At 70.1% G+C, this 18,398-nt stretch carries 16 protein-coding genes and 1 riboswitch; of the genes, 10 read left to right on the top strand and 6 right to left on the bottom strand.

What is annotated here, in order from left to right:
• Position 1 precedes the first annotated feature (1 nt).
• The 4 genes from RM779_RS32595 (at position 2) to RM779_RS32580 (ending at position 4,690) form a co-directional block, all read left to right on the top strand.
• Complete coding sequence (locus RM779_RS32595; RefSeq protein WP_311621411.1) at positions 2 to 1,432, top strand: ParB N-terminal domain-containing protein; 1,431 nt, start codon at positions 2 to 4, stop codon at positions 1,430 to 1,432.
• Positions 1,429 to 3,249 carry a DEAD/DEAH box helicase gene (locus RM779_RS32590; protein ID WP_311621423.1) on the top strand — a complete coding sequence of 607 codons (1,821 nt, stop codon included), beginning with the start codon at positions 1,429 to 1,431 and terminating at the stop codon, positions 3,247 to 3,249. The genes RM779_RS32595 and RM779_RS32590 overlap by 4 nt, the downstream gene beginning before the upstream one ends.
• 77 nt (positions 3,250 to 3,326) lie before the next feature.
• Complete coding sequence (locus tag RM779_RS32585; RefSeq protein WP_311621410.1) at positions 3,327 to 4,247, top strand: NaeI family type II restriction endonuclease; 921 nt, start codon at positions 3,327 to 3,329, stop codon at positions 4,245 to 4,247.
• Positions 4,244 to 4,690: a very short patch repair endonuclease gene (locus tag RM779_RS32580; protein ID WP_311621409.1), complete on the top strand. Its 447-nt coding sequence runs from the start codon at positions 4,244 to 4,246 to the stop codon at positions 4,688 to 4,690. The genes RM779_RS32585 and RM779_RS32580 overlap by 4 nt, the downstream gene beginning before the upstream one ends.
• On the opposite strand, the gene RM779_RS32575 is transcribed toward RM779_RS32580, so the two are convergent.
• Complete coding sequence (locus RM779_RS32575; protein WP_311621408.1) at positions 4,625 to 5,809, bottom strand: DNA cytosine methyltransferase; 1,185 nt, start codon at positions 5,807 to 5,809, stop codon at positions 4,625 to 4,627. The two genes, RM779_RS32580 and RM779_RS32575, sit on opposite strands and share 66 nt — an antisense overlap.
• 906 nt (positions 5,810 to 6,715) lie before the next feature.
• Between RM779_RS32575 and RM779_RS32570 the strand changes: the two genes are divergently transcribed.
• A complete protein-coding gene (locus RM779_RS32570; RefSeq protein WP_311621407.1) occupies positions 6,716 to 7,468 on the top strand; it encodes an XRE family transcriptional regulator in 753 nt (250 codons plus the stop codon).
• 65 nt (positions 7,469 to 7,533) lie between these two features.
• Here the strand turns inward: RM779_RS32570 and RM779_RS32565 are convergent, their stop codons facing one another.
• From RM779_RS32565 to RM779_RS32555, 3 genes are all read right to left on the bottom strand, one after another.
• Positions 7,534 to 8,475, bottom strand: a complete 942-nt coding sequence (locus RM779_RS32565) for an aldo/keto reductase (RefSeq protein WP_311621406.1) — start codon at positions 8,473 to 8,475, stop codon at positions 7,534 to 7,536.
• A gap of 85 nt (positions 8,476 to 8,560) precedes the next feature.
• Positions 8,561 to 9,649: a M23 family metallopeptidase gene (locus RM779_RS32560; protein WP_311621405.1), complete on the bottom strand. Its 1,089-nt coding sequence runs from the start codon at positions 9,647 to 9,649 to the stop codon at positions 8,561 to 8,563.
• A gap of 10 nt (positions 9,650 to 9,659) precedes the next feature.
• Positions 9,660 to 9,830: riboswitch (cyclic di-AMP (ydaO/yuaA leader) on the bottom strand.
• Positions 9,831 to 10,072: 242 nt separating this feature from the next.
• Positions 10,073 to 11,176: a PP2C family protein-serine/threonine phosphatase gene (locus tag RM779_RS32555; RefSeq protein ID WP_311621404.1), complete on the bottom strand. Its 1,104-nt coding sequence runs from the start codon at positions 11,174 to 11,176 to the stop codon at positions 10,073 to 10,075.
• 243 nt (positions 11,177 to 11,419) lie between these two features.
• On the opposite strand from RM779_RS32555, the gene RM779_RS32550 reads away from it, so the two are divergent.
• Together RM779_RS32550 and RM779_RS32545 are read left to right on the top strand one after the other, a co-directional pair.
• The gene (locus tag RM779_RS32550; RefSeq protein ID WP_394813446.1) at positions 11,420 to 12,367 is read left to right on the top strand and encodes an endonuclease/exonuclease/phosphatase family protein; all 948 of its coding nucleotides are present in this window, start codon (positions 11,420 to 11,422) and stop codon (positions 12,365 to 12,367) included.
• Between the two features lie 20 nt (positions 12,368 to 12,387).
• Positions 12,388 to 13,005, top strand: a complete 618-nt coding sequence (locus RM779_RS32545) for a GNAT family N-acetyltransferase (protein WP_311621402.1) — start codon at positions 12,388 to 12,390, stop codon at positions 13,003 to 13,005.
• 52 nt (positions 13,006 to 13,057) lie between these two features.
• Here RM779_RS32545 and RM779_RS32540 read toward each other — a convergent pair whose 3' ends face one another.
• Positions 13,058 to 13,957 carry an inositol monophosphatase family protein gene (locus RM779_RS32540; RefSeq protein WP_311621401.1) on the bottom strand — a complete coding sequence of 300 codons (900 nt, stop codon included), beginning with the start codon at positions 13,955 to 13,957 and terminating at the stop codon, positions 13,058 to 13,060.
• A 497-nt stretch (positions 13,958 to 14,454) separates the two neighbouring features.
• Between RM779_RS32540 and RM779_RS32535 the strand changes: the two genes are divergently transcribed.
• Positions 14,455 to 15,336: an LLM class flavin-dependent oxidoreductase gene (locus tag RM779_RS32535; RefSeq protein ID WP_311621400.1), complete on the top strand. Its 882-nt coding sequence runs from the start codon at positions 14,455 to 14,457 to the stop codon at positions 15,334 to 15,336.
• Here the strand turns inward: RM779_RS32535 and RM779_RS32530 are convergent.
• Positions 15,325 to 16,962 carry an MFS transporter gene (locus RM779_RS32530; RefSeq protein ID WP_311621399.1) on the bottom strand — a complete coding sequence of 546 codons (1,638 nt, stop codon included), beginning with the start codon at positions 16,960 to 16,962 and terminating at the stop codon, positions 15,325 to 15,327. The two genes, RM779_RS32535 and RM779_RS32530, sit on opposite strands and share 12 nt — an antisense overlap.
• Before the next feature lie 56 nt (positions 16,963 to 17,018).
• Between RM779_RS32530 and RM779_RS32525 the strand changes: the two genes are divergently transcribed.
• Positions 17,019 to 17,621 carry a TetR/AcrR family transcriptional regulator gene (locus RM779_RS32525; RefSeq protein ID WP_311621398.1) on the top strand — a complete coding sequence of 201 codons (603 nt, stop codon included), beginning with the start codon at positions 17,019 to 17,021 and terminating at the stop codon, positions 17,619 to 17,621.
• Between the two features lie 149 nt (positions 17,622 to 17,770).
• Positions 17,771 to 18,274, top strand: coding sequence for a hypothetical protein (locus RM779_RS32520; RefSeq protein WP_311621397.1), 504 nt, complete (start codon positions 17,771 to 17,773; stop codon positions 18,272 to 18,274).
• Positions 18,275 to 18,398: the final 124 nt, after the last annotated feature.

Below are 18,398 nucleotides of genomic sequence, written 5' to 3'. Positions count from 1 at the left end.
AATGGTGCGCGAGTTCCCGCCGCCGCCGCGCGCGGCCGTGCTGGGTGAGCTGATCAGAAAGCGGCTGCAAGAAGTGAAGACTTTCGGGGGCACTCGGGAGTCAGTAACGGTGGACTGGAACGGACAGCCGCTGCATGTCGAGGTCATCGACCTTCCCCTGGCTGACCTGTACTTCAATCCGGCCACCCACCGCATCCGGGCCCAGCGCAGTCACGACCCGGCACAAGATGAACTACTCAGCAAGGAGCCGTGGTCATCTCAAGGGCAAGAGTACCTGCGGCACTTGTTGCGCGCCGAGCCCTCGGACCCAGACCGCCGCGACCCCGACTACGACAAACTGAAGGAGGATCTGAAGCAGTACGGCCAGAACGATCCCGGGCTCGTCTCCCACCACGGTGTGCTCGTGAACGGAAATACGAGGGCTGCGGCTCTCCGCGAAATCGGCATCCTTTCCATGCGTGTCGGGGTCCTTCCCGAGTCTTTCACTTGGGCGGACATCGCCTCCGTCGAACTCTCTTTGCAGCTGCGGGACGACCACAGGCGCGACTACTCATACATCAACAGACTGCTTGCCATGGAAGAACAGGCATCGCTCGGCCTTACTCCCGAGTCAATCGCGAAGTCCTTCCGGGTCAAGGTCTCCACGTACCACCAGGAACGGTGGATTCTAAGCACAATCCGCGACCTCATCGACCGGAGCAGGGGCGCGGGGCGCAGGGCACTCCGGCTGGTGGACTTCGAGTATGACCAGGAGAAGCTGAAGGAGCTGCACCGGCTGTACGGCAAGCTGGGCAGCATCGACAGGGACCAGGCCGAGCATCTGAAAGAGCTGCGGCTGGCCGCCATTCTTCTGGGGTTCTCGAAGACTGATGTGCGACACATCGACGAGGAGTTCCTGAAGAGCGACTACCTGGCCAGGTCGCTGCCGCCCGGGCTGGCGGAGCCCGAAGAGACGGCTGACCCGGCCCGAGTGGCGGTGCCCGGCCTCGGGGCGTCCATCCCGGCAGCTTCTTCCCTGGTGACTTCGGCACGTGCGGTGAACGACAGCATCCTCAGGGCGAAGGCAGCGAAGCAGGACAACGGTCCGCTGCTGTCCGATGAGGAACGGCAGACCGCCCAGGACCTATTCCAGGCCGCCTACAAGGGGTTCGAGGAGGCCATCGACCGGGCCGGCCGTGATGCGCGGGTACGCAAGCGCAAGCAGCTCGCGCCGGCCCGGCTCGCGGACGCGTGCGCTGACATCGACCAGTGCGTGATCGATCTGGTCCAGGCGCGGGCGTCGCGCAGTCTCGACGAGGAGGTGTTCGACGAGGCCGTGCTCAAACTCCGGGAGAGCCTCAGGAAACTAGCGCAGCAGGCGAGCAGGGGCCTCCCCCATCCGGGGGACGGCGTGGCATGGCTGACCGAGGCCACCTCGGCAGGCTCGCGATGACAGAGTCATCCGGCGCCTCTCTGTATCTGACCTTCGATACCACACGCACCAAAGTCGTTCTCAGGACGACGGAGCAGCATCGCCAGAACCTTGTGCAGCTGGCTGCCCGCTTCCGAACGGGGGGCCAGACAGGCCCGCTTGCGGCGGAGGTCGAGCTGAACGATCTGCTGTCCAAGTTGTCCGAGATCAACTCCTGGCCGACCCCTGACACCGTGGAATGGGCACCCGAGCTGCGCGACCTGGTCCTCGGCGTCCTTCTGGACGCCGAGGCGGTTCAGAAGCAGCTGGACACCGATGGCACCGGGGACGCGGTCAGCCCGGTATCGGTTGCCGATATGCTCGGACCCGACTGGACTGCCGGGCTTGGTGAGTTCCAGCTCCGCGATATCGCCAAGCTACTCTCTCTCCGGCACGGCGCCAATTTCAGTGTGCCGGGAGCTGGCAAGACGCGCGTCGCTCTGGCCGTGTACGCAGCTCAGAAGACGACTGGGCACGTCAGCAGGATGCTGGTGGTCTGCCCGAAGTCGGCCTACGAGTCGTGGCAGTACGAGACTGCGGTCTGCTTCCGCTACCCCCTCCGCACGCAGGTGCTGGAGCGTTCAGTGGATCAGTGGGCAGAGGTCCTGATCATAAATTACTCTCCGCGCCTTGACGCCTCGCTGCCCAGCCTCGCCAGGTGGCTCCGAGCCGCACCGTCCATGATCGTCCTGGATGAGGCACACCGTATGAAGCTCGGTGCACGGGGCAAGTACGGCGCGGCCTGCATGGCCCTGGCACCTCTGGCACGCCGACGTTTGATCCTCACCGGTACGCCGGCACCGAACGGTTCCAAGGACCTCGAAAATCTCCTTGGCTTCGTCTGGCCGGGCCACGGCCAGCAGGTTGTTTCCCGCGCTGTCGCCGGCGGCGATCTAGCCTTCGCGAGTTCCGCCCTCCGTCCGTTGTTCGCGCGGACCACGAAGCAGGAACTGGGTCTGCCACCCATGGATCTCACCATGCGGTACGTGGAAATGCCCAAGCTCCACGATGAGATCTACAGCTCGCTCATCGGCGGAGAGCGGAGCGTCCTGGCACGCGATGACCTGAGTACACTGGGCCGGACCGCGCTCCGGCTGCTGATGGCTGCGACATCTCCGGCCCTGCTTCTCGAGGGGGCAAGCCGGCATGAACCTCTCGCTTACCAGCTGCCGCCTCTGGAGATTCCCACGGGCGGATCACTCTTCCACCTCCTGCGCGATCTCCCCGACTACGAGCTGTCGCCGAAATACAAAGAGGCAGCCGCCATTGTCTCGGAAAACGCCAGCCAAGGGCGTAAGACGCTGGTGTGGACGACGTTCGTCCGGAGCCTCACCACTTTGGAGGAGCTGCTGAAGAAGTACAGTCCAGCAGTTGTTCACGGTGGCACGGCGGACCGCGATGAGCAGCTGAGACGCTTCCGGGAGGACCCGGACTGCATGGTGCTGATCTCCAATCCGGCGACGCTGGGTGAAGGCATCAGCCTCCACCAGGTCTGCCACGACGCCGTGTACGTGGACCGGGACTTCATGGCGGGCCGGTTCCTCCAGAGCTTGGACCGCATCCACAGGCTTGGCCTCGCTCCGGATGCCAAGACGAACGTAACCGTCCTTGCCGTGCGCGGCACGATCGACGAAGTGGTCGAGGCACGGCTCAGCCGGAAGCTCGACTTCATGGGGAAAATTCTCGATGACCCGGCGGTCCAGCAGCTCGCCGACCTTGAGGAGGAGCCGTCCGTCGCCGCTGGCCTGGCCCTGAGCGATATGGAGGCGCTGCTACGGCACGTCGGTACGCGCACATGACCGGACTGCCCACTTCGCCAAGACGCTGCCAAGGAAACGAGATGGGTTCTATGCTCCCGATTGATTCTTCCGCTTCCATGAACATCGCCATCGCGTCACCCCCGGGCAGTATGGACCCGGGAGTCCGCGCGGTGGCCAGTTGCTTCACGGCCAGGGCCGGTATGGAGCGCCTTTTCGCTGACTGCTTCAGGCAGGCCATAGACGAGGTGCTCGACGGACAGCGGACCGGACGGTACGACCTCACGGCTGCGGACGTCGAAAGCACGGAGAAAACGTACCTTGGCACTAAAGTTGAAATCATCGTCCGCGCCGCCTTCAGTTTGCTGCGAGGCAGGTACATGGATTACCTGGTTGACGGCCACGAAGTTGACGCCAAGTTCACAATGCGGAAGAACTGGTCGATCCCCGCAGAAGCCGTCGGCCACATCTGCCTGCTGATGACGGCAGATGATGCTGCTTCCTTCTTTCGCGTAGGGCTGGTCAGAATCACCGAGTCCGCGCTCAATCAAGGCAGGAACCGGGACGGGAAACGCACCCTTTCCAAGCACGGTCGCGAATCAACGTTCTGGATCGTCCCGGACGGGCGCCTTACGGAGAACCTCCTTCTGCATCTCCCGGCGGCCGACCGCGAGAAGATCTTCAGCCACCCCGGTGGGCAGACCCGCATTAACGAGCTGTTCCGGAGGGTGCACGGGAGAATCGTTAACCGCTCCACCGTACTGACGGTCGCCAAGCAAGACGACAGCCCTAAGCGCGTGAGAGATGCACGCCTGCGTTTGCGGGCGCAGGGTATCATCATCCTCGGACACCAAAGGGGCCACCAGCGCATCGCGGGGGAGCTGGGTCTTCCCGTTCCCACTCGGGGGGAGTGGGTTGCTGCTCGCGTCACTCCGGCCTCATACGGCTTCGGTGGGCGGGTGGCTTTCATCGGTGAAATTCCCTACAGGACTGCGGCTCCGGAAGACGCTGAAACCGAGGCTCCGAAGGTGACGGAATGACAGAAGCAGCACTCCCGGAGGGCTCCTGGGCTTCATCTCCTGCCCGCCGCCGCAACATGCAGGCCATCAAGAACCGGGATACCAGGCCAGAATGGCTCGTCCGGCGGCTTGTGCACGCTCAGGGTCTTCGATACCGGGTCGCGGCCAAGCCGCTTGCTCACCTCCGCAGGACAGCAGACATGGTCTTCCGGCCCGCGAAGCTGGCCGTCTTCATTGACGGCTGCTACTGGCACGGCTGTCCGCAGCACTATGTTTCCCCGAAGACGAACCCCGGTTACTGGTCGGATAAGGTGGCCAGGAATATAGCCCGGGATCGGGACACGGACGAACAGCTGACCAGAGCAGGCTGGCACGTCCTCCGTTTCTGGGAACACGAGTCACCCGACGACTGCGCCCTCCAGATCATTACGGCGGTGCAGAGGCTCCGGACCGTGGAAACGTGATCTACTGTCCTGCTCGGGAAGATCGAAAAGCGCGAAGTCCTGCGGGACTACTTGCGGGCCAGCTTGCAGGGCCATCTTGATCTGCACACCGACGGCCCTGGCGACAGGCGGCGGAAACGCATTGCCCACTTGCCGGTACGCCGCGGTCTTGCGCCCTGTGAAAGCCCAGTTATCGGGGAATCCTTGAAGAATCGCAGCCTGGCGCACGGTCAGTTTGGGGCCTAGAGGAGCTTTCGTCGCCTTGTCCTGGCTGTACAGGTCCCGGACCGCATCTTCCATTTCCTCAGGATTATTGGCGACTCCCATGGCATCCACCCCAAGACGCAGCCATTCCCGCTTGGCGCGGGTCGGTCCTAGATCCGCGCCACCATGCTTCTTAGACCCACCCACCAGCGTGGGGGCGACCCCTCTATTGGCCATCTTCAGCCACCGCTTGTACGCCTTCTCCCACCCCTCAGCACCGTGAGTCCTGAAACGCTCACGCATACTCTTCTTCAGCGCATCAGCAACTGACTTCGTCTCGAATTTGGGGTGCCGCAGCGGGTGGGGATCGAAGTGCATCGCATACTCGGGGAGCATGGCGACGAGAATTGCCCTGGGCCGCAACTGGGGAACGCCGAAATCCCGCGCCTCGAGCACATCCCACATGCAGATTTCATAACCGGCATCTGTCAAACGCTGCGCGATTCTGTCTCTGTAGGCCTGAAACTTCTGAGGTGGCTCAAGCAGACCTCGGACGTTCTCGATCATCACGGCCTTCGGCAACAAGGCATCGACAAGCCGGAGCATGTCGGGGAAGAGATCCCGCTCATCGTCTTCTCCAAGCTGCTTCCCTGCGGCCGAGAAGGGCGGGCAGGGAACGCCTCCAGCGAGCAGATCAAGTTCCTTCTCAGCGAGACCAAGTTTCTCGTGAGAGAACTGAGTGAGATCCTGCCGCAGCACTTGGCACCCCGCCCACTCGCGGCGGCCCTTCACGTTCGCCTCCAACGTCCTGCAGGCGTGCTCGTCAATCTCGATCAGGGCACGGTGCCGGAAGCCGGCCTGGTGCAGGCCGACAGCCTGACCGCCCGCACCAGCACAAATTTCCACGGACGTGAACTGACGTTCCGCCTCGGCCACGTAACCTCCCTCACGGTCCGCTCGGCCTTCGAGCGCTTCAACGGCTGCTGAGGGTGAGAGGCACGTCGGCAACACCCTGTTCCGACCACCGAGTATGCCTCAGCGCCACCTCAGTCACACGCCTGTCCACCCGGACGGCAAGACACCCTGGTCCCAGAGTCCCACGGCCTGGAACAACCGGACGCTCCGCGGCGCACCGTGCCTGCGTCAATCTCCACAGCGACAAGTACACCGATCACTGGGTTGCCTCCTGGTGACACCAGCAGTCACACGCCTGATAGATCACTGCCAGCCCGCGGGGCGACATCGGGGCTTCCGCCTTCGTGCAGGCTTCATGGGTGCCCATGTGGCAGTCGGGGCTGCGGTAACTCTCGATCGGCCGCGGCTGTTCGCTGGTCGCGGCGGCCAGTGCGTCGTGCAGCCGCGCCACGTCAGTGAAGCAGGTGCCGCGGGGCGAAACGAGCCACCGGGGCCACGGACCGGCGGTCCACGAAGCAGGCGGCACCCACACCCTGCGGCCTGAACCGAGCACACGCACCCCCGCCAGGCGCCAGCCGCGAGCCGCGCCCGGGGCTACGAACCAGTACGTGACACCAGCCGCTTGGTCCCCGACGGCGGCACCCGAGTACCGCCCGAGTCGAGCGAGAGCCCGATCCCCGTCGGCGGCCACTACGCGGACACTGTCGAACCACACACCACTCGGGAGTTCGCGGAGACCTACCCGCTCCGAGGGCACCCAGCAGGGCAGGTCGGCAGGTTCTCTGGACGGCATCGAGCTACCTCCTCGCACGGATCAGATCACTTGATGCCCGAGCGTGCCGCGCCCTTTCCGGCAGCTCCACGCCATTCGTCTGCCATAACCGGCAGTGCCTGCCTATCGTTTGCAGTGTCAGTTATGGCGAAGGAGTGTCCTTGAACGAGGCACTGAGAAGGGCTATCTCAGCGGCGAGCCTGACTCCGCACCAACTGGCGCGGGCTTGCCAGGTCGAGGATCGAACGGTTGACCGGTGGCTGCATGAGGGGCGCGTACCTCGCCCCGGGACACGCGCCGCCGTTGCCGAACGACTCAGAGTGGAGGAATCCGTGCTGTGGCCCGCTGCCGCCAAGGCGGTCATAAAGACGGGGCCGGACCGCGAGGTCGTCTCCGTCTATCCTTACCGCTCGGCTTGCCCCTCCTCGGTGTGGCGGAGTCTCATCGCCGACGCCCGGGAGCAGCTGACGTTCGCCGGGTACACCAATTACTTCCTCTGGCTGGATCACCCCAACCTCGCCTCTGCGCTGCGGAAAAAGGCCGGGGCCGGGACGAGGGTGCGGTTCCTGCTGGGGGAGCCCGGTTCGGATGTCGCCAGGCGCCGCGAAGCGGTGGAGAAGACCGCGCTGACCGTGTCGACGCGCATCCGCATCACTCTGGAGCACCTCGCGCGCCTCACGGATGTCGACGGTCTTGAAGCCCGGTACAGCGAGGCGGAGCAGCACATCTCCCTCTCCGTCTTCCGCTTCGACGACCAGATGCTCGTGACCCCGCACCTGGCGCGTCTCGTTGGCCATGACTCCCCTCTGCTGCATCTGCGACGCCTCCAGGACGACGGGATGTTCGACCGCTTCGCCGCGCATGTCGAGACGCTGTGGGCGGAAGGGCGTCCGGTGGAGAGGAGCTGACCAGCCCCGCGATACCGCTTGGAGGTGCGGTGCTGGCGGCGTTCGCCCGGGGTGTCGGGGCGCTTTCAGGCGGATGCCGTGGTGAGCAGTTCCAGTTCGGTGTTCGTCAGGGTCAGGTCGGCGGTGGCGAGGAGGGGTGGGAGCTGGTCCGTGGTGCGGGCGCTGGCGATGGGGGCGGCGACCGTGGGGCGTGTGGCGAGCCAGGCGAGTGCCACGGTGGCGTGGGCGGCGGAACGGTTGGCCGCGATCTCGTCGAGTGCCGCCAGGACGCGGCGGCCCCGTTCCGTCTCCAGATGCTGAACGGCCCCCGCGGTGCGCGGCCCCGCCGGGGCGGCGCCGGGGCGGTACTTGCCGGTCAGGAAGCCCGCGGCCAGCGCGTAGTAGGGCAGTGCGGCCAGGCCGTACTCGGTGGCGAGGGCGGCCCGTTCGCCTTCGTAGGTGTCGCGCGAGACCAGGTTGTAGTGCGGCTGAATGGCGACGTAGCGGGCGGTGTTCTCGCGGACGGAGAACTCCAGGGAGGCGCGCAGGCGGGCCGGGCTGATGTTGGAGACGCCGATTTCGCGGACCTTGCCCGCCCGCACCAGCTCGTCGAGCGCGGTGAGGATCTCGTCCACCGGCACGGTTTCGTCGTCGAAGTGCGTGTAGTAGAGATCGATGTGGTCGGTGCCGAGGCGGCGCAGCGACTCCTCCGCGGCGCGCAGAATCGTCGCGGCGGACAGGCCCATCGCGTCGGGGTGGCGGCCCACCTTCGTGGCGATGACCACGGAGTCGCGGTTGCGGCGGCTCGCCAGCCAGCGGCCGATGACGGTTTCCGACTCGCCACCGCGGTGTCCCTCGACCCAGGCCGAGTACGAGTCGGCGGTGTCGACGAAATTGCCGCCGGCGGCGGCGTAGGCGTCGAGTACGGCGAACGAGTCGGTTTCGTCGGCGGTCCAGCCGAAGACGTTGCCGCCCAGGCAGAGCGGCGCGACCTGGAGGGAGCCGATGGCGTGGCGGGTGTGAGTCATGCCGCCAGCGTAGACCGGCGGCCCTGGCGTCGGGGGAGTCGCCAGGGCCGCCGGGGTCTTGATGGGCCTTCGGGAAGGCTCGGCGTCAGATCGAGAGGCCCTTGCCGCGCAGCCAGGGCAGCGGGTCGATGGCGGTCTCGCCGTCGGGCAGGACCTCCAGGTGCAGGTGCGGGCCCGAGGAGTTGCCGGTGGAGCCGACGCGGCCGACGGACTCGCCGGTGACGACTTCCTGCCCGGCGGAGACGCTCATCGAGGACAGGTGGCAGTACCAGATCTCGGTGCCGTCCTCCAGCTCGACGATCACGCGGTAGCCGTAGGAGCCGGCCCAGGCGGCTTCCTGAACGACGCCGGTGTGGACGTTCTTGACCGGGGTACCCGTGCTCGCGGAGAAGTCCGTGCCGGTGTGCGTGGACTGCCACATCGCGCCGCTCTGGCCGAACTGTGACGATATGCGGTAGTCGGAGAGCGGCAGGGTGTAGCTGGCACGCAGTTGGCGGAGACGCTCCTCCTCCTCGCGCTGCCGGCGCTCCTCCGCTTCCTGGCGGCGCCGTTCCTCCTCCGCGGCGCGCTCGGCCTCGGCGGCCTCCGCGGCCTGCTCGGCGGCGCCGGCCTCGGCGGCCTGGACGGCGGCCGTCCTGGCCTGCGCGTCGGCGCCGGCCTCGGCCTGATCGGCCTGCTGGAGGATGCGGGCGCGCAGCGCCTCGCCCGCGTCGGTGTGCCCGGCCTCGCCCTCGTCGCCGGTGATGCCGGCGCTGGTGAACGGCGTGGCGGGGGTGGTCTCTTCCGCGCCGGGACCGCCGAGCAGGCTGCCCAGGACGGGAATGGTGCCGACCTTGTCGGCTGCGGCGTCCATGCCGGGCACGGTGGCCGCGCCGTCCTCGTTGGCCGTGGCCATGCCGCCCGCGCCGACCGCGGCGATGACGCCCACGCCGAGCACGGCCCGGCTGCGGGCGATGGTGCCGCCGCGCTGGCGGGCAACCCGGTGCCTGCCGCGAACCGGGCGAACGGTGTCCTCGCCGGGGTTCCACTCGCCGTAGGAGTCGGTGCCTGCGCCCTTCGGCCCGAAGTAGGCCGGGTACGGGCCGGGCGAGCCGGGCACGCCCTGCGGGCCGTACGTGTCCTGGTGCGTGTCCTCGAGGGTGCCCTCGAAGGAGGCATGCCGGTTCGACGCCACGGAGGCGCTCTCCTTTCCTTCCTCTCGCCTACCGGGTTAGCTGACGGGTTCGGAGCAGGAAGGTCTCCTACGAGTGGCCGGCCGCGGGTGGCCGCCGGCTTCCCGATTCACCCCAAGTGGTGGTTCCCCGGTTCCTTAGGTGCAGTTGTTTCCCACACGCCGGATTCGGCGACGGAGCGCGGTGCCATCTCTTGCGACGGCGGTGACGGCCGCGCTGCGTTATCGAACGTTAATAGACGCCCCCGCCAGATTCCAAGTGGCTACGGGAAATAAACGGCCGCCCCGACCAGGACCTAAACCCTTCAAATCCTGCAAATCGGGCATAATTTCGCACCACAGAGCCGCACATCACATCTGACGGTACGTCAATTGTTATGCACAGCGCCGCCCCTCGCTCACCCACGGTGACTTGGACGGGCCGGGTCATGCCGAGTCGTGCCGGGGCAGGTGGGTCACGGCGAGCAGCGCCATGTCGTCGTTCAGCGCGCCGCCGGTGTGGGTCACGACCCCGTCGACGAGCAGGTCGAGGAGCGCGGCCGGGTCCGTGAGCGTCTGGCCGTCGAGCCCGGCGACCGGGTCGTAGAAGGTGCCGGCGGCGTTCCTGGCCTCGCTGACGCCGTCCGTGTAGAGCAGGAGGCGGCTGCCCGCGGGGAATCGGGCGGTGCGCGTCCGTTCGGGCGCCGGGGCGAGACTGCCGAGGCCAAGCGGCAGCGCGGGTTCGGTCGTCAGGTAGTGGGCGCAGCCGCCGGGGCCCATCACCACCGGCGGCGGATGCCCGCGGTTGACGAGGCGGACCCGCAGCGGCGGCTCGGGCGGCACCTCCACCAGAACGGCCGTCGCGAAGCCCTCGACCGGGTCGAGCGTGCGGCGGGCGCGCTGCTCGCGCACCAGCGCGGTCTCCAGCCGTTCGCACACCGCGGCCAGCCGCGGCTCGCACTCGGCGGCCTCGCGGAACGCGCCGAGCAGCACCGCAACGGCCTCGGTCGCCGCGAGCCCCTTGCCGCGCACGTCGCCCACCAGCATCCGCACGCCGTACGGCGTCTCGCGGACGGCGTACAGATCGCCGCCGATCAGGGTGTCCCGCTGCGCCGCCCGGTACCGCGCCGCCACCCGCAGCGCGCCGACGCGCGCCGGCGGCTCGGGCACGACGGCCCGCTGCACCGCCTCGGCCACGCCGCGGGCCGTGGCGACCCGCTGGTCCCTGCGGGCGACGATGCGGTTGATCGCGACGGCGAGGAACGAGATCAGCGCGACCGTCACGACCTTGATCGCGGTCTCGCCGAGACCCGGCTCCGGCCGCAAGTGCATCTGGGCCGCCACGGTGCCCGTGGCCAGCACGCCGTAGGCGGTCGTGGCCCACAGGCGCAGCACGGGCGCGGCCAGCAGCGGCGCGGCGACGTAGAACGGCGTCAGCGTCACGTGCGGCGGGCTCGCGAGGTCAAGGAACGTTCCGACGGCGATGAGCACCGCGGGCAGCCAGGCCAGTACCCGTGCCCTGGCCCACCACGGCGGTACTGATGTCTGCACCGTCCCAATCTCCCGCCACCCGGCCCGGGCGGCGAGTCGATCTTGGGCTGAACGGACCGGCGCCGCGCGGAACGCCCGCCCGGCGTCGCACTTCCGTTCGACACCCGCCCGGCCGACGGGTCGAGGTGGGAATTCGGCTGCTGTTCGGCGCCAGGACGCGTGGGCCTCACCGGTGGCCGGAACAGTCGCGTCGGATCGCGGCCCCGGAGCGCTGCGACAGCGGAACCACAGGTGAGGAGCATCATGAGGGGTGTGTCACGACGAGGGGTTCTCGGTGCGGCGGGCGCGGCGGGCGCGGCTGGCGTGTCCGGCCTCCTGGCCGCCAACGACGCGGTCGCCCAGGACGCGGTCGCCCAGAACGCGCGCGGCGAGCGGCCGCTGATCGGTGAGGCGCGCGGCGACCGGCTGCACGTCATGGCGTTCAACATCCGCATGGACGCGAACGCCGCGCCCGGGACCCCGGACTCCTGGGCTGACCGCAGGCCGGTGCTCGCCCGGTTCCTGCGGCTGGAGCGGCCGACGGTGTTCGGCGTGCAGGAGGCGCTGTACCACCAGGCGAAGCAGGTCGGCGGGGACCTGCCCGAGCACTACGACTGGATCGGCCTCGGCCGCGAGGGCGGCGGCCGGGGCGAGTTCGTGGCCATCTACTACGACACCCGCCGCCTCGAACCGCTCGACTACGACCACTTCTGGCTCTCCGACACACCGAACGTGATCGGTTCCGCCTCATGGGGCAACACGGTGATCCGGATGACGACCTGGGTGCGCTTCCGCGACCGCCGCACGGGTGCCGAGTTCACGCACGTCAACACCCACTTCGACCACCGGTCGGAACCGTCGAGGCAGCGGAGCGCCGCGCTCATCCGCGACCGCATCGCCGGTTTCGACCCGGCGCTGCCCGTTCTCCTGACCGGCGACTTCAACACGCCCGCCGGGGACTCCGAGTCCTACCGCATCCTCACCGCCGACGGCGCCCTCTCCGACACCTGGCTCACCGGCGACCGCCTGACGCCCGCCTGGGGCACGTTCCCCAACTACCAGGACCCGGTGGAGGGCGGTCAGCGCATCGACTGGGTGCTGGCTAACCGGCACGTCGAGGTCCGGGCGGCGGCCATCAACACCTACCGGCACCGCGGCCGTTACCCCTCCGACCACGCCCCGGTACAAGCCCTCGTACGGCTGCGCGCGTGACGGGGCACTAGTCTTCGCCGATGCCGACGAACCCAGCCGACCGGGACCGGAACGCGCCGGCCGACGCCACCGGCGCACCCGCCGGAACGGCGCGCCTGCGGCTGCGCCGCCTCACTCCGGCGGACGCCGACGCCCTGGCCGCGCTGCACGGGGACCCCGCCGTCATGCGCCACATCGACGACGGCCGCCCGGTGCCGCCCGATGTCGTCGCCCGGGAGACGCTGCCCGCGCTGCTGCGCGAGTACCGCGAACTGCCGGTGGGCCACGGCTGCTTCGCGGCCGAGGAACGGGCGGGCGGTGCGTTCGTCGGCTGGTTCGCGCTGCGCCCCGCGGCGACGCGGGGCCTTGCGGGCGGCGGAACGGAGCTGGGTTACCGGCTGCGGCCCGCCGCCTGGGGGCGCGGATATGCCACCGAGGGCGCGCGGGCGATGGTCGCGCACGCCTTCGCGGAACTGGGCGCCGACCGCCTCGTCGCGACGACGATGACCGTGAACACCGGCTCGCGGCGCGTGCTGGAGAAGGCCGGCCTCGTGCTGGTGCGGACCTTCTTCGAGGACTGGCCCGAATACATCGAGGGCGCGGAACACGGGGACGTCGAGTACGCCCTGACCCGCGCCGAGTGGGCCGCCCGCCCCTGAACGCCCCCCGGCCGGGGACGGCCGGGGGGCGGGCGGGGGGTCAGGCCGGGGGTCAGGCCGGCGCGGCGGGCGGGGCGGCGAACGGGGCGGCGAACGGGGCGGCGAACGGGGCGAGCAGGCCGGTCAGCTCGGCGTGCAGGGCCGGGCCCGCGGCGGCGACCCCGTTGCCGAGCGGGGTCACGACCGCGCCCGCCTCCGCCGCGATCAGGGCGCCGGCCGCCCAGTCCCAGCGGCCCAGCTCGTCCTCGTAGTAGGCATCGCACCGCCCCGCCGCCACCCAGCACAGGTCGAGCGCGGCGCTGCCCCCGCAGCGCAGGTCCCGCACCCGCGGCAGCAGCGCCGCCGCGGCGGCGCCCTGGCGGGCGCGCGCGCCGGAGGAGTAGGCGAACCCGGTGGCGACGAGCGCGGAAGCCGGGTCGACCGGGTCGTTCACCCACAGCGGGCGGCCGTTCAGACAGGCCCCCTGCCCCAGGGCGGCGGTGAACGTCTCGCCGCGCGCCGGGTCGTGCACGACGCCCGCGACGGCGTGCCAGCTCTCGCCGGAGCGCTGTTCACAGGCCACGCTGACGGCCGTGTGCGGAATGCCGTACAGGTAGTTGACGGTGCCGTCCAGCGGGTCGATCACCCAGCGGAAACCCGAGGACCCGGCACGGTCGGTGCCCTCCTCGCCCAGGAATCCGTCCTCGGGCCGCTCCGTGCTCAGCAGCCCCACCACCGCGGCCTCGCCCGCCCGGTCGGCGTCGCTGACCGGGTCGGTCGCGGTCGACTTGAACGCGATGCCGGTGGCGTGGCCGGCCCGGTGGACCAGCTCGACGCCGCCCGCGCGGGCGGCGGCCACGGCCAGGTCGAGCAGCGCGGCCAGCTCGGCGTGCCCCGGCGGGTCGGGTATGCGGGGCGCTCGTGGCGCCCGGGATCTCGGAGGGACGGGCGGTGTCCGTCGTGACTCGGTCATGCGGCAGTTCCCCTTCCTGGCGGCCGAGGCGGTCGGGCTCGGCCGGCAACGCCTCTCGGTATACCCGATCGGACCGATCGCACCGGCCCGTTCGGCGTGGACGCCGCGGGAAATGCCGGCGGACGGAGCCGGCCGTTCCGGCAACCAGGGGACGACAACCTGCTGAACGCGGCCGGGAATTCCCTCGGCTGCGGAAGGAAAAAGCCGACGGACCGAACGGCGCGGACCGCGTGACGCCGGCACCCGCGCGCGGGCGCGATGCCGCTGGCCCGCATACCGAACGGACGCCACCGGAAGCCTGCTGACCTGCCGGAACGCCCTCGGCACCGGCCGGATGCACTTGAGCCGTTTCCCAAGAAAAGGTAAATCGCTAAATGGCCGGGCGCTTGTGCGCATCGTCACACCGGTTTTCCTGTCTTTCCGTGCGTGCCGTGCGCGGGTCCGGGTAAGCCCCCGCCGCGGGAAAGACCCGTTTCGGAAAACCTGGGGTGAAAGGCATGACCGTGCAGGGAACGGCGGGGAAGCGCGTCGGCGTGATGTTCGACCGGGACCAACGGCCGGAAGACCTCGCCGCCTTCGCCGCGGGCGCGGAGGCGGCGGGCGCCGAGGACTTGTGGCTGGTGGAGGACCTGGGCTGGGCGGGCGCCATATCCTCGGCCGCGCTCGCCCTGGCCGCCACCGAACGGCTGCGCGTCGGCATCGGCATCGCGCCGGCCCCGCTGCGCAACCCGGCGCTGCTCGCCATGGAACTGGCGGCGCTCTCCCGCGTGTTCCCCGGGCGGCTGATCGCCGGGGTCGGCCACGGCGTGGCCGACTGGATGTCCCGCGTGGGCGCGGCGACGCCCGAGCGGCTGTCGCTGCTCGGCGAGACGATCACCGCCGTGCGGACCCTGCTGGCCGGGGAGACCGCGCACATCGACGGCCGCGCGGTGCGCATCGACGGCGTGCGCCTGGTGCACGCCCCGGCGCAGCCGCCGCCGGTCGTCGCGGGCGTGGTGCGCCCGCGCTCGCTCGCGCTGTCCGGGCGCGTCGCGGACGGCACGGTGCTGTCCGAAGGCCACGGCCCGGCCGCGGTCCGCGCCGCGCTCGGGCACATAGCCCCCGACCGCCCGCACGAACTCGTCGTGCTCACCCACCTGTCCCTCACCGACCCGCTGCACGACATCGCGGGGGAGACGGCGCACTGGCTCGGCATCCCGCCGGAGGACGTGTTCCTCGCGACCGGCGGTCCCGCGGCCGCGGCGTCCCGGGTCCACGCGCTGTGGGAGGCCGGGGCCACCACCGCGGTCCTGCGCCCGGTCGGCGCCGACCCGCTGGGCCAGCTCGGGGAAACCCTGGCCGCGCTCGGCCGCCGCCCCGGCGGGCCGTCATCGGGGTGACCCGCCCGGACCGGCGCGCAACGAGGCGCCGACGGCGGCGACCAGCCGCCACACGGCGTCGATGACGAAGACGAAGACCCATATTCGCCCGGTGCCGTAGCAGAAGGCGCGCACACCGTCGACGTCTTCTGGGGCGCCACCCGACAGCAGGACGTCCCAGGTGTCCCCGGTGCCCAGCTCGGCCAGCCAGGAGGCGCCGATCAGCACGAGCACCACCTGGACGGGCACGAACACGGCGCCGTGCTTCCCGATCTCCGCGACGGCACGCCGCACCGACGGCCTCCCGGCCTCGGCGGGAACGGTGGCGGGGGCGGGGGCGGGCGCGGGCACGACGGAAGGTGCGGGCGCGGGCGCGGGCACGGCGGCGGGCGCGGGTGCGGCGGCGGGCGCGGGCGCGGGCGCGGGCGGCGGATGGTTCTGGACGCCGAGTGCGCGGACGGACAGCGGGACGATGGCGGCGCCCGCCAGGATCACCGCGGCGCACACGACGCACGCCGTCGTCCACGAGCTGGTGTCGTACAGAACGCCGGCCGCGAGCGTGCCCACCGCGCCGCCGACCAGCGCCGCCGCCTCGTAGAGCCCCATGCCGCGCCCGATCCGCTCGCCGGACGCCTCCGCGACGACGGCCTCCTGCACCGGCATCACCGCCGCCCACGCGACGCCGCTGAGGACCCAAAGACCCGCGATGACATACGGGTTGGGCGCCCACGCGAGGCTCAGCGCGAACACGGCGCTCGCCACGGACGCCAGGGCCAGGACCAGCGTCCGGCCGAAGCGCACCACGAAGCCGTGCAGATACTCCGGGAGCACGCCCATCACGATCGCGCCGGGCAGGAACACGAAGGCGGTCTCGACGACTTCGAGGTCGAACCCGCGCTGGAGGTGCAGCAGCAGGAGCATCGCGACCGCCGCCTCCGCGGTCATGGTGAACGCGACGGCCAGCAGCATCGGGCGCAGCCTGCGGCCGAGGCCACCGAAACCGCCGAGCCCACCACGGTCGCCGGGCCCACCACGGTCGCCGGGCCCGGCCCCGGCCCCGGCCCCGGGGGGCGCGGGGGCGCGGCGCGGGCTGCGCAGCAGCAGCGCGGCGGCGACGAAGCAGGCGGCCGCGCAGCCCAGGAAGAGGCCGCGGAAGTCGAGGGCACCGAGCAGGGTGAGGCCCGCGACGAACGCGATCCACGAGCCGTTCTCCCTGGCCGCCATCAGTCGCGGGTACACCCCGGAGTCCTCGGCAAGGCGCTCGCCGATGATGGCGCGGACCGACACCCACAGCAGGGCGCCGCCGACGCCGCTCACCGCCGCCGCGCCGTAGGCCACGGCTATGGAGTCGGCGAACGCGTACCCGGCGCAGGCCAGTCCGTAGAGCGCGGCGCCGGAGGCCGCGACGTGGCGGCGTTCGCGGCTGTCGGCGAGGACTCCGGCGAACGGCCGGACGACGACGGACACGGCCATCTCCAGGGCGACCAGGATGCCCACCTCGGTCGCGCTGACCCCCAGGGCGATGCCCGCCCACAGCGGCAGCAGGAAGTCCACCAGCTCCGCGGGGCCGTTGGTCAGGGCCGAGGCGAGCAGCGTCCGCTTCTCGCGGCGCTCGGCCGTTCGCAGCGGCATCCTTGAGGTCGACATACACTGAGCGTAACAGAACAACTGATCCACTACGAGGGGCCGCCTATGATGGGCCGGTGCCCCGTCATGTCGATCCCGCGGTACGCCGCCAGCAGGTGGCCGAGGCGCTGTGGCGCGTGGTGGTGCGTGACGGTCTTGAGCGCGCGACCGTGCGCGCCGTCGCCGCCGAGGCCGGTCTTTCGCTCGGCGCCGTCAGTCACTACTTCTCCAGCCAGGAGGAGCTGCGGCTGTACGCGCTCGACCTGGTGAACGAGCGGGACAACGCCCGCCTGTCCGCCATCCCCCAGGAGGGCACGGCGCGCGAGATCGTCGAGCGCTACCTCTGGGCGCTGCTGCCGATGGACCAGGAGACACGCGAAACGACCCAGGTGTTCTACGCCTTCATGGTCCAGGCCCGCACCGACCCCGCGTTCCGCGAGGTCACCGCGGAGATCAACCAGGAGGTCGTGGCGCTGTGCCGGTCCGGCATCGAGCTGCTCGCCGCCCACGGGCAGGTCGCCCCGGGCCACGATCACGAGACGCTGGTCGCCGAGTTCCGCACGCTGACGGAGGGGCTCTCGTTCCAGGCCGCGATGTGGCCGGACACCACGACGCCGGAGAGCATCCGGGCCGTCGTCCGCCGCTGGCTCGACTCCCTCGCGACGCCGCCCGTCACCTGACGAACCAAAGCGAACCAGAGCGAACCAGAGCGGACCGGACCCTCTCACTCCGGCGCCAACCCCTCGATAGAGCCGTAACCAACACAACTCCCCAGGTCCGCACGGCTATAGCCTGCGAACTGATCAAGCTTCACCCATGAGGGGAACGCGTGTCCAGGTCCGTACGGTTCGCCGTGCCCGTCGCCACCGCCGTCGCGGCGGCGCTGCTGCTCACCGCCTGCGACGAGGAGGAGTCCGAGGGCAGCGGCCCGCCGCCCGAGCAGAGCGAGAGCGAAAGCGGCGCACCGCAGGAACCGGAAGAAGAAACCGCGGACGCGGGCGCGGGCGCGGGCGCGGAGTTCGAAGGCTACTGGCAGTCCAGCACCGAGCCGGACGCCAACCTGCTGCTGATCGGCTGGGACGACCTGGCCGGCCAGGTCACCTACCTTCAGGGAACGGGCGCGGGCCCGGACGCCGACCTGTGCACGGGCACGATCGACGGCTTCCAGCTGAGCCTCACCTGTATGCGCGGCACCAACGCCTACACCGCGGGCCTGGCCAGGCTGCACGACGACGGAACGCTCATGGTCGAGTGGGTGGCCTCCTCCGAGCGGTTCGTCCCGGCGGACGACCTGGAGGACACCCCCATGGAGGAACTCGCGGATCAGTGGTGACCCGTGGCGGACGCCGCTGAGGCGGCGGCGGTCCGCCCCCAGCAGCAGCGGGAACGCGCCGCGCCACAGGTGCGGTGTTCCCCGTCGGGGGCGGGGCGGGGGCCCGCGCCGCAGGGGGACGGAA

It is taken from the genome of Streptomyces johnsoniae (genome assembly GCF_031845565.1).
GTDB classification, from domain to species: Bacteria; Actinomycetota; Actinomycetes; order Streptomycetales; family Streptomycetaceae; genus Streptomyces; species Streptomyces johnsoniae.
The sequence above is the reverse complement of the archived record's forward strand: the minus strand, read 5'-3'. Positions and strand labels throughout refer to the sequence as shown.

What these genes read in the sequence shown, in the direction of transcription:
- RM779_RS32595 (WP_311621411.1), top strand. Translation starts at nt 2, where the DNA reads ATGGTGCGCGAGTTCCCGCCGCCGCCGCGCGCGGCCGTGCTGGGTGAG.
- RM779_RS32590 (WP_311621423.1), top strand. Translation starts at nt 1,429, where the DNA reads ATGACAGAGTCATCCGGCGCCTCTCTGTATCTGACCTTCGATACCACA.
- RM779_RS32585 (WP_311621410.1), top strand. Translation starts at nt 3,327, where the DNA reads ATGAACATCGCCATCGCGTCACCCCCGGGCAGTATGGACCCGGGAGTC.
- RM779_RS32580 (WP_311621409.1), top strand. Translation starts at nt 4,244, where the DNA reads ATGACAGAAGCAGCACTCCCGGAGGGCTCCTGGGCTTCATCTCCTGCC.
- RM779_RS32565 (WP_311621406.1), bottom strand. Translation starts at nt 8,475, where the DNA reads ATGACTCACACCCGCCACGCCATCGGCTCCCTCCAGGTCGCGCCGCTC.
- RM779_RS32550 (WP_394813446.1), top strand. Translation starts at nt 11,420, where the DNA reads ATGAGGGGTGTGTCACGACGAGGGGTTCTCGGTGCGGCGGGCGCGGCG.
- RM779_RS32545 (WP_311621402.1), top strand. Translation starts at nt 12,388, where the DNA reads ATGCCGACGAACCCAGCCGACCGGGACCGGAACGCGCCGGCCGACGCC.
- RM779_RS32540 (WP_311621401.1), bottom strand. Translation starts at nt 13,957, where the DNA reads ATGACCGAGTCACGACGGACACCGCCCGTCCCTCCGAGATCCCGGGCG.
- RM779_RS32535 (WP_311621400.1), top strand. Translation starts at nt 14,455, where the DNA reads ATGACCGTGCAGGGAACGGCGGGGAAGCGCGTCGGCGTGATGTTCGAC.
- RM779_RS32530 (WP_311621399.1), bottom strand. Translation starts at nt 16,962, where the DNA reads ATGTCGACCTCAAGGATGCCGCTGCGAACGGCCGAGCGCCGCGAGAAG.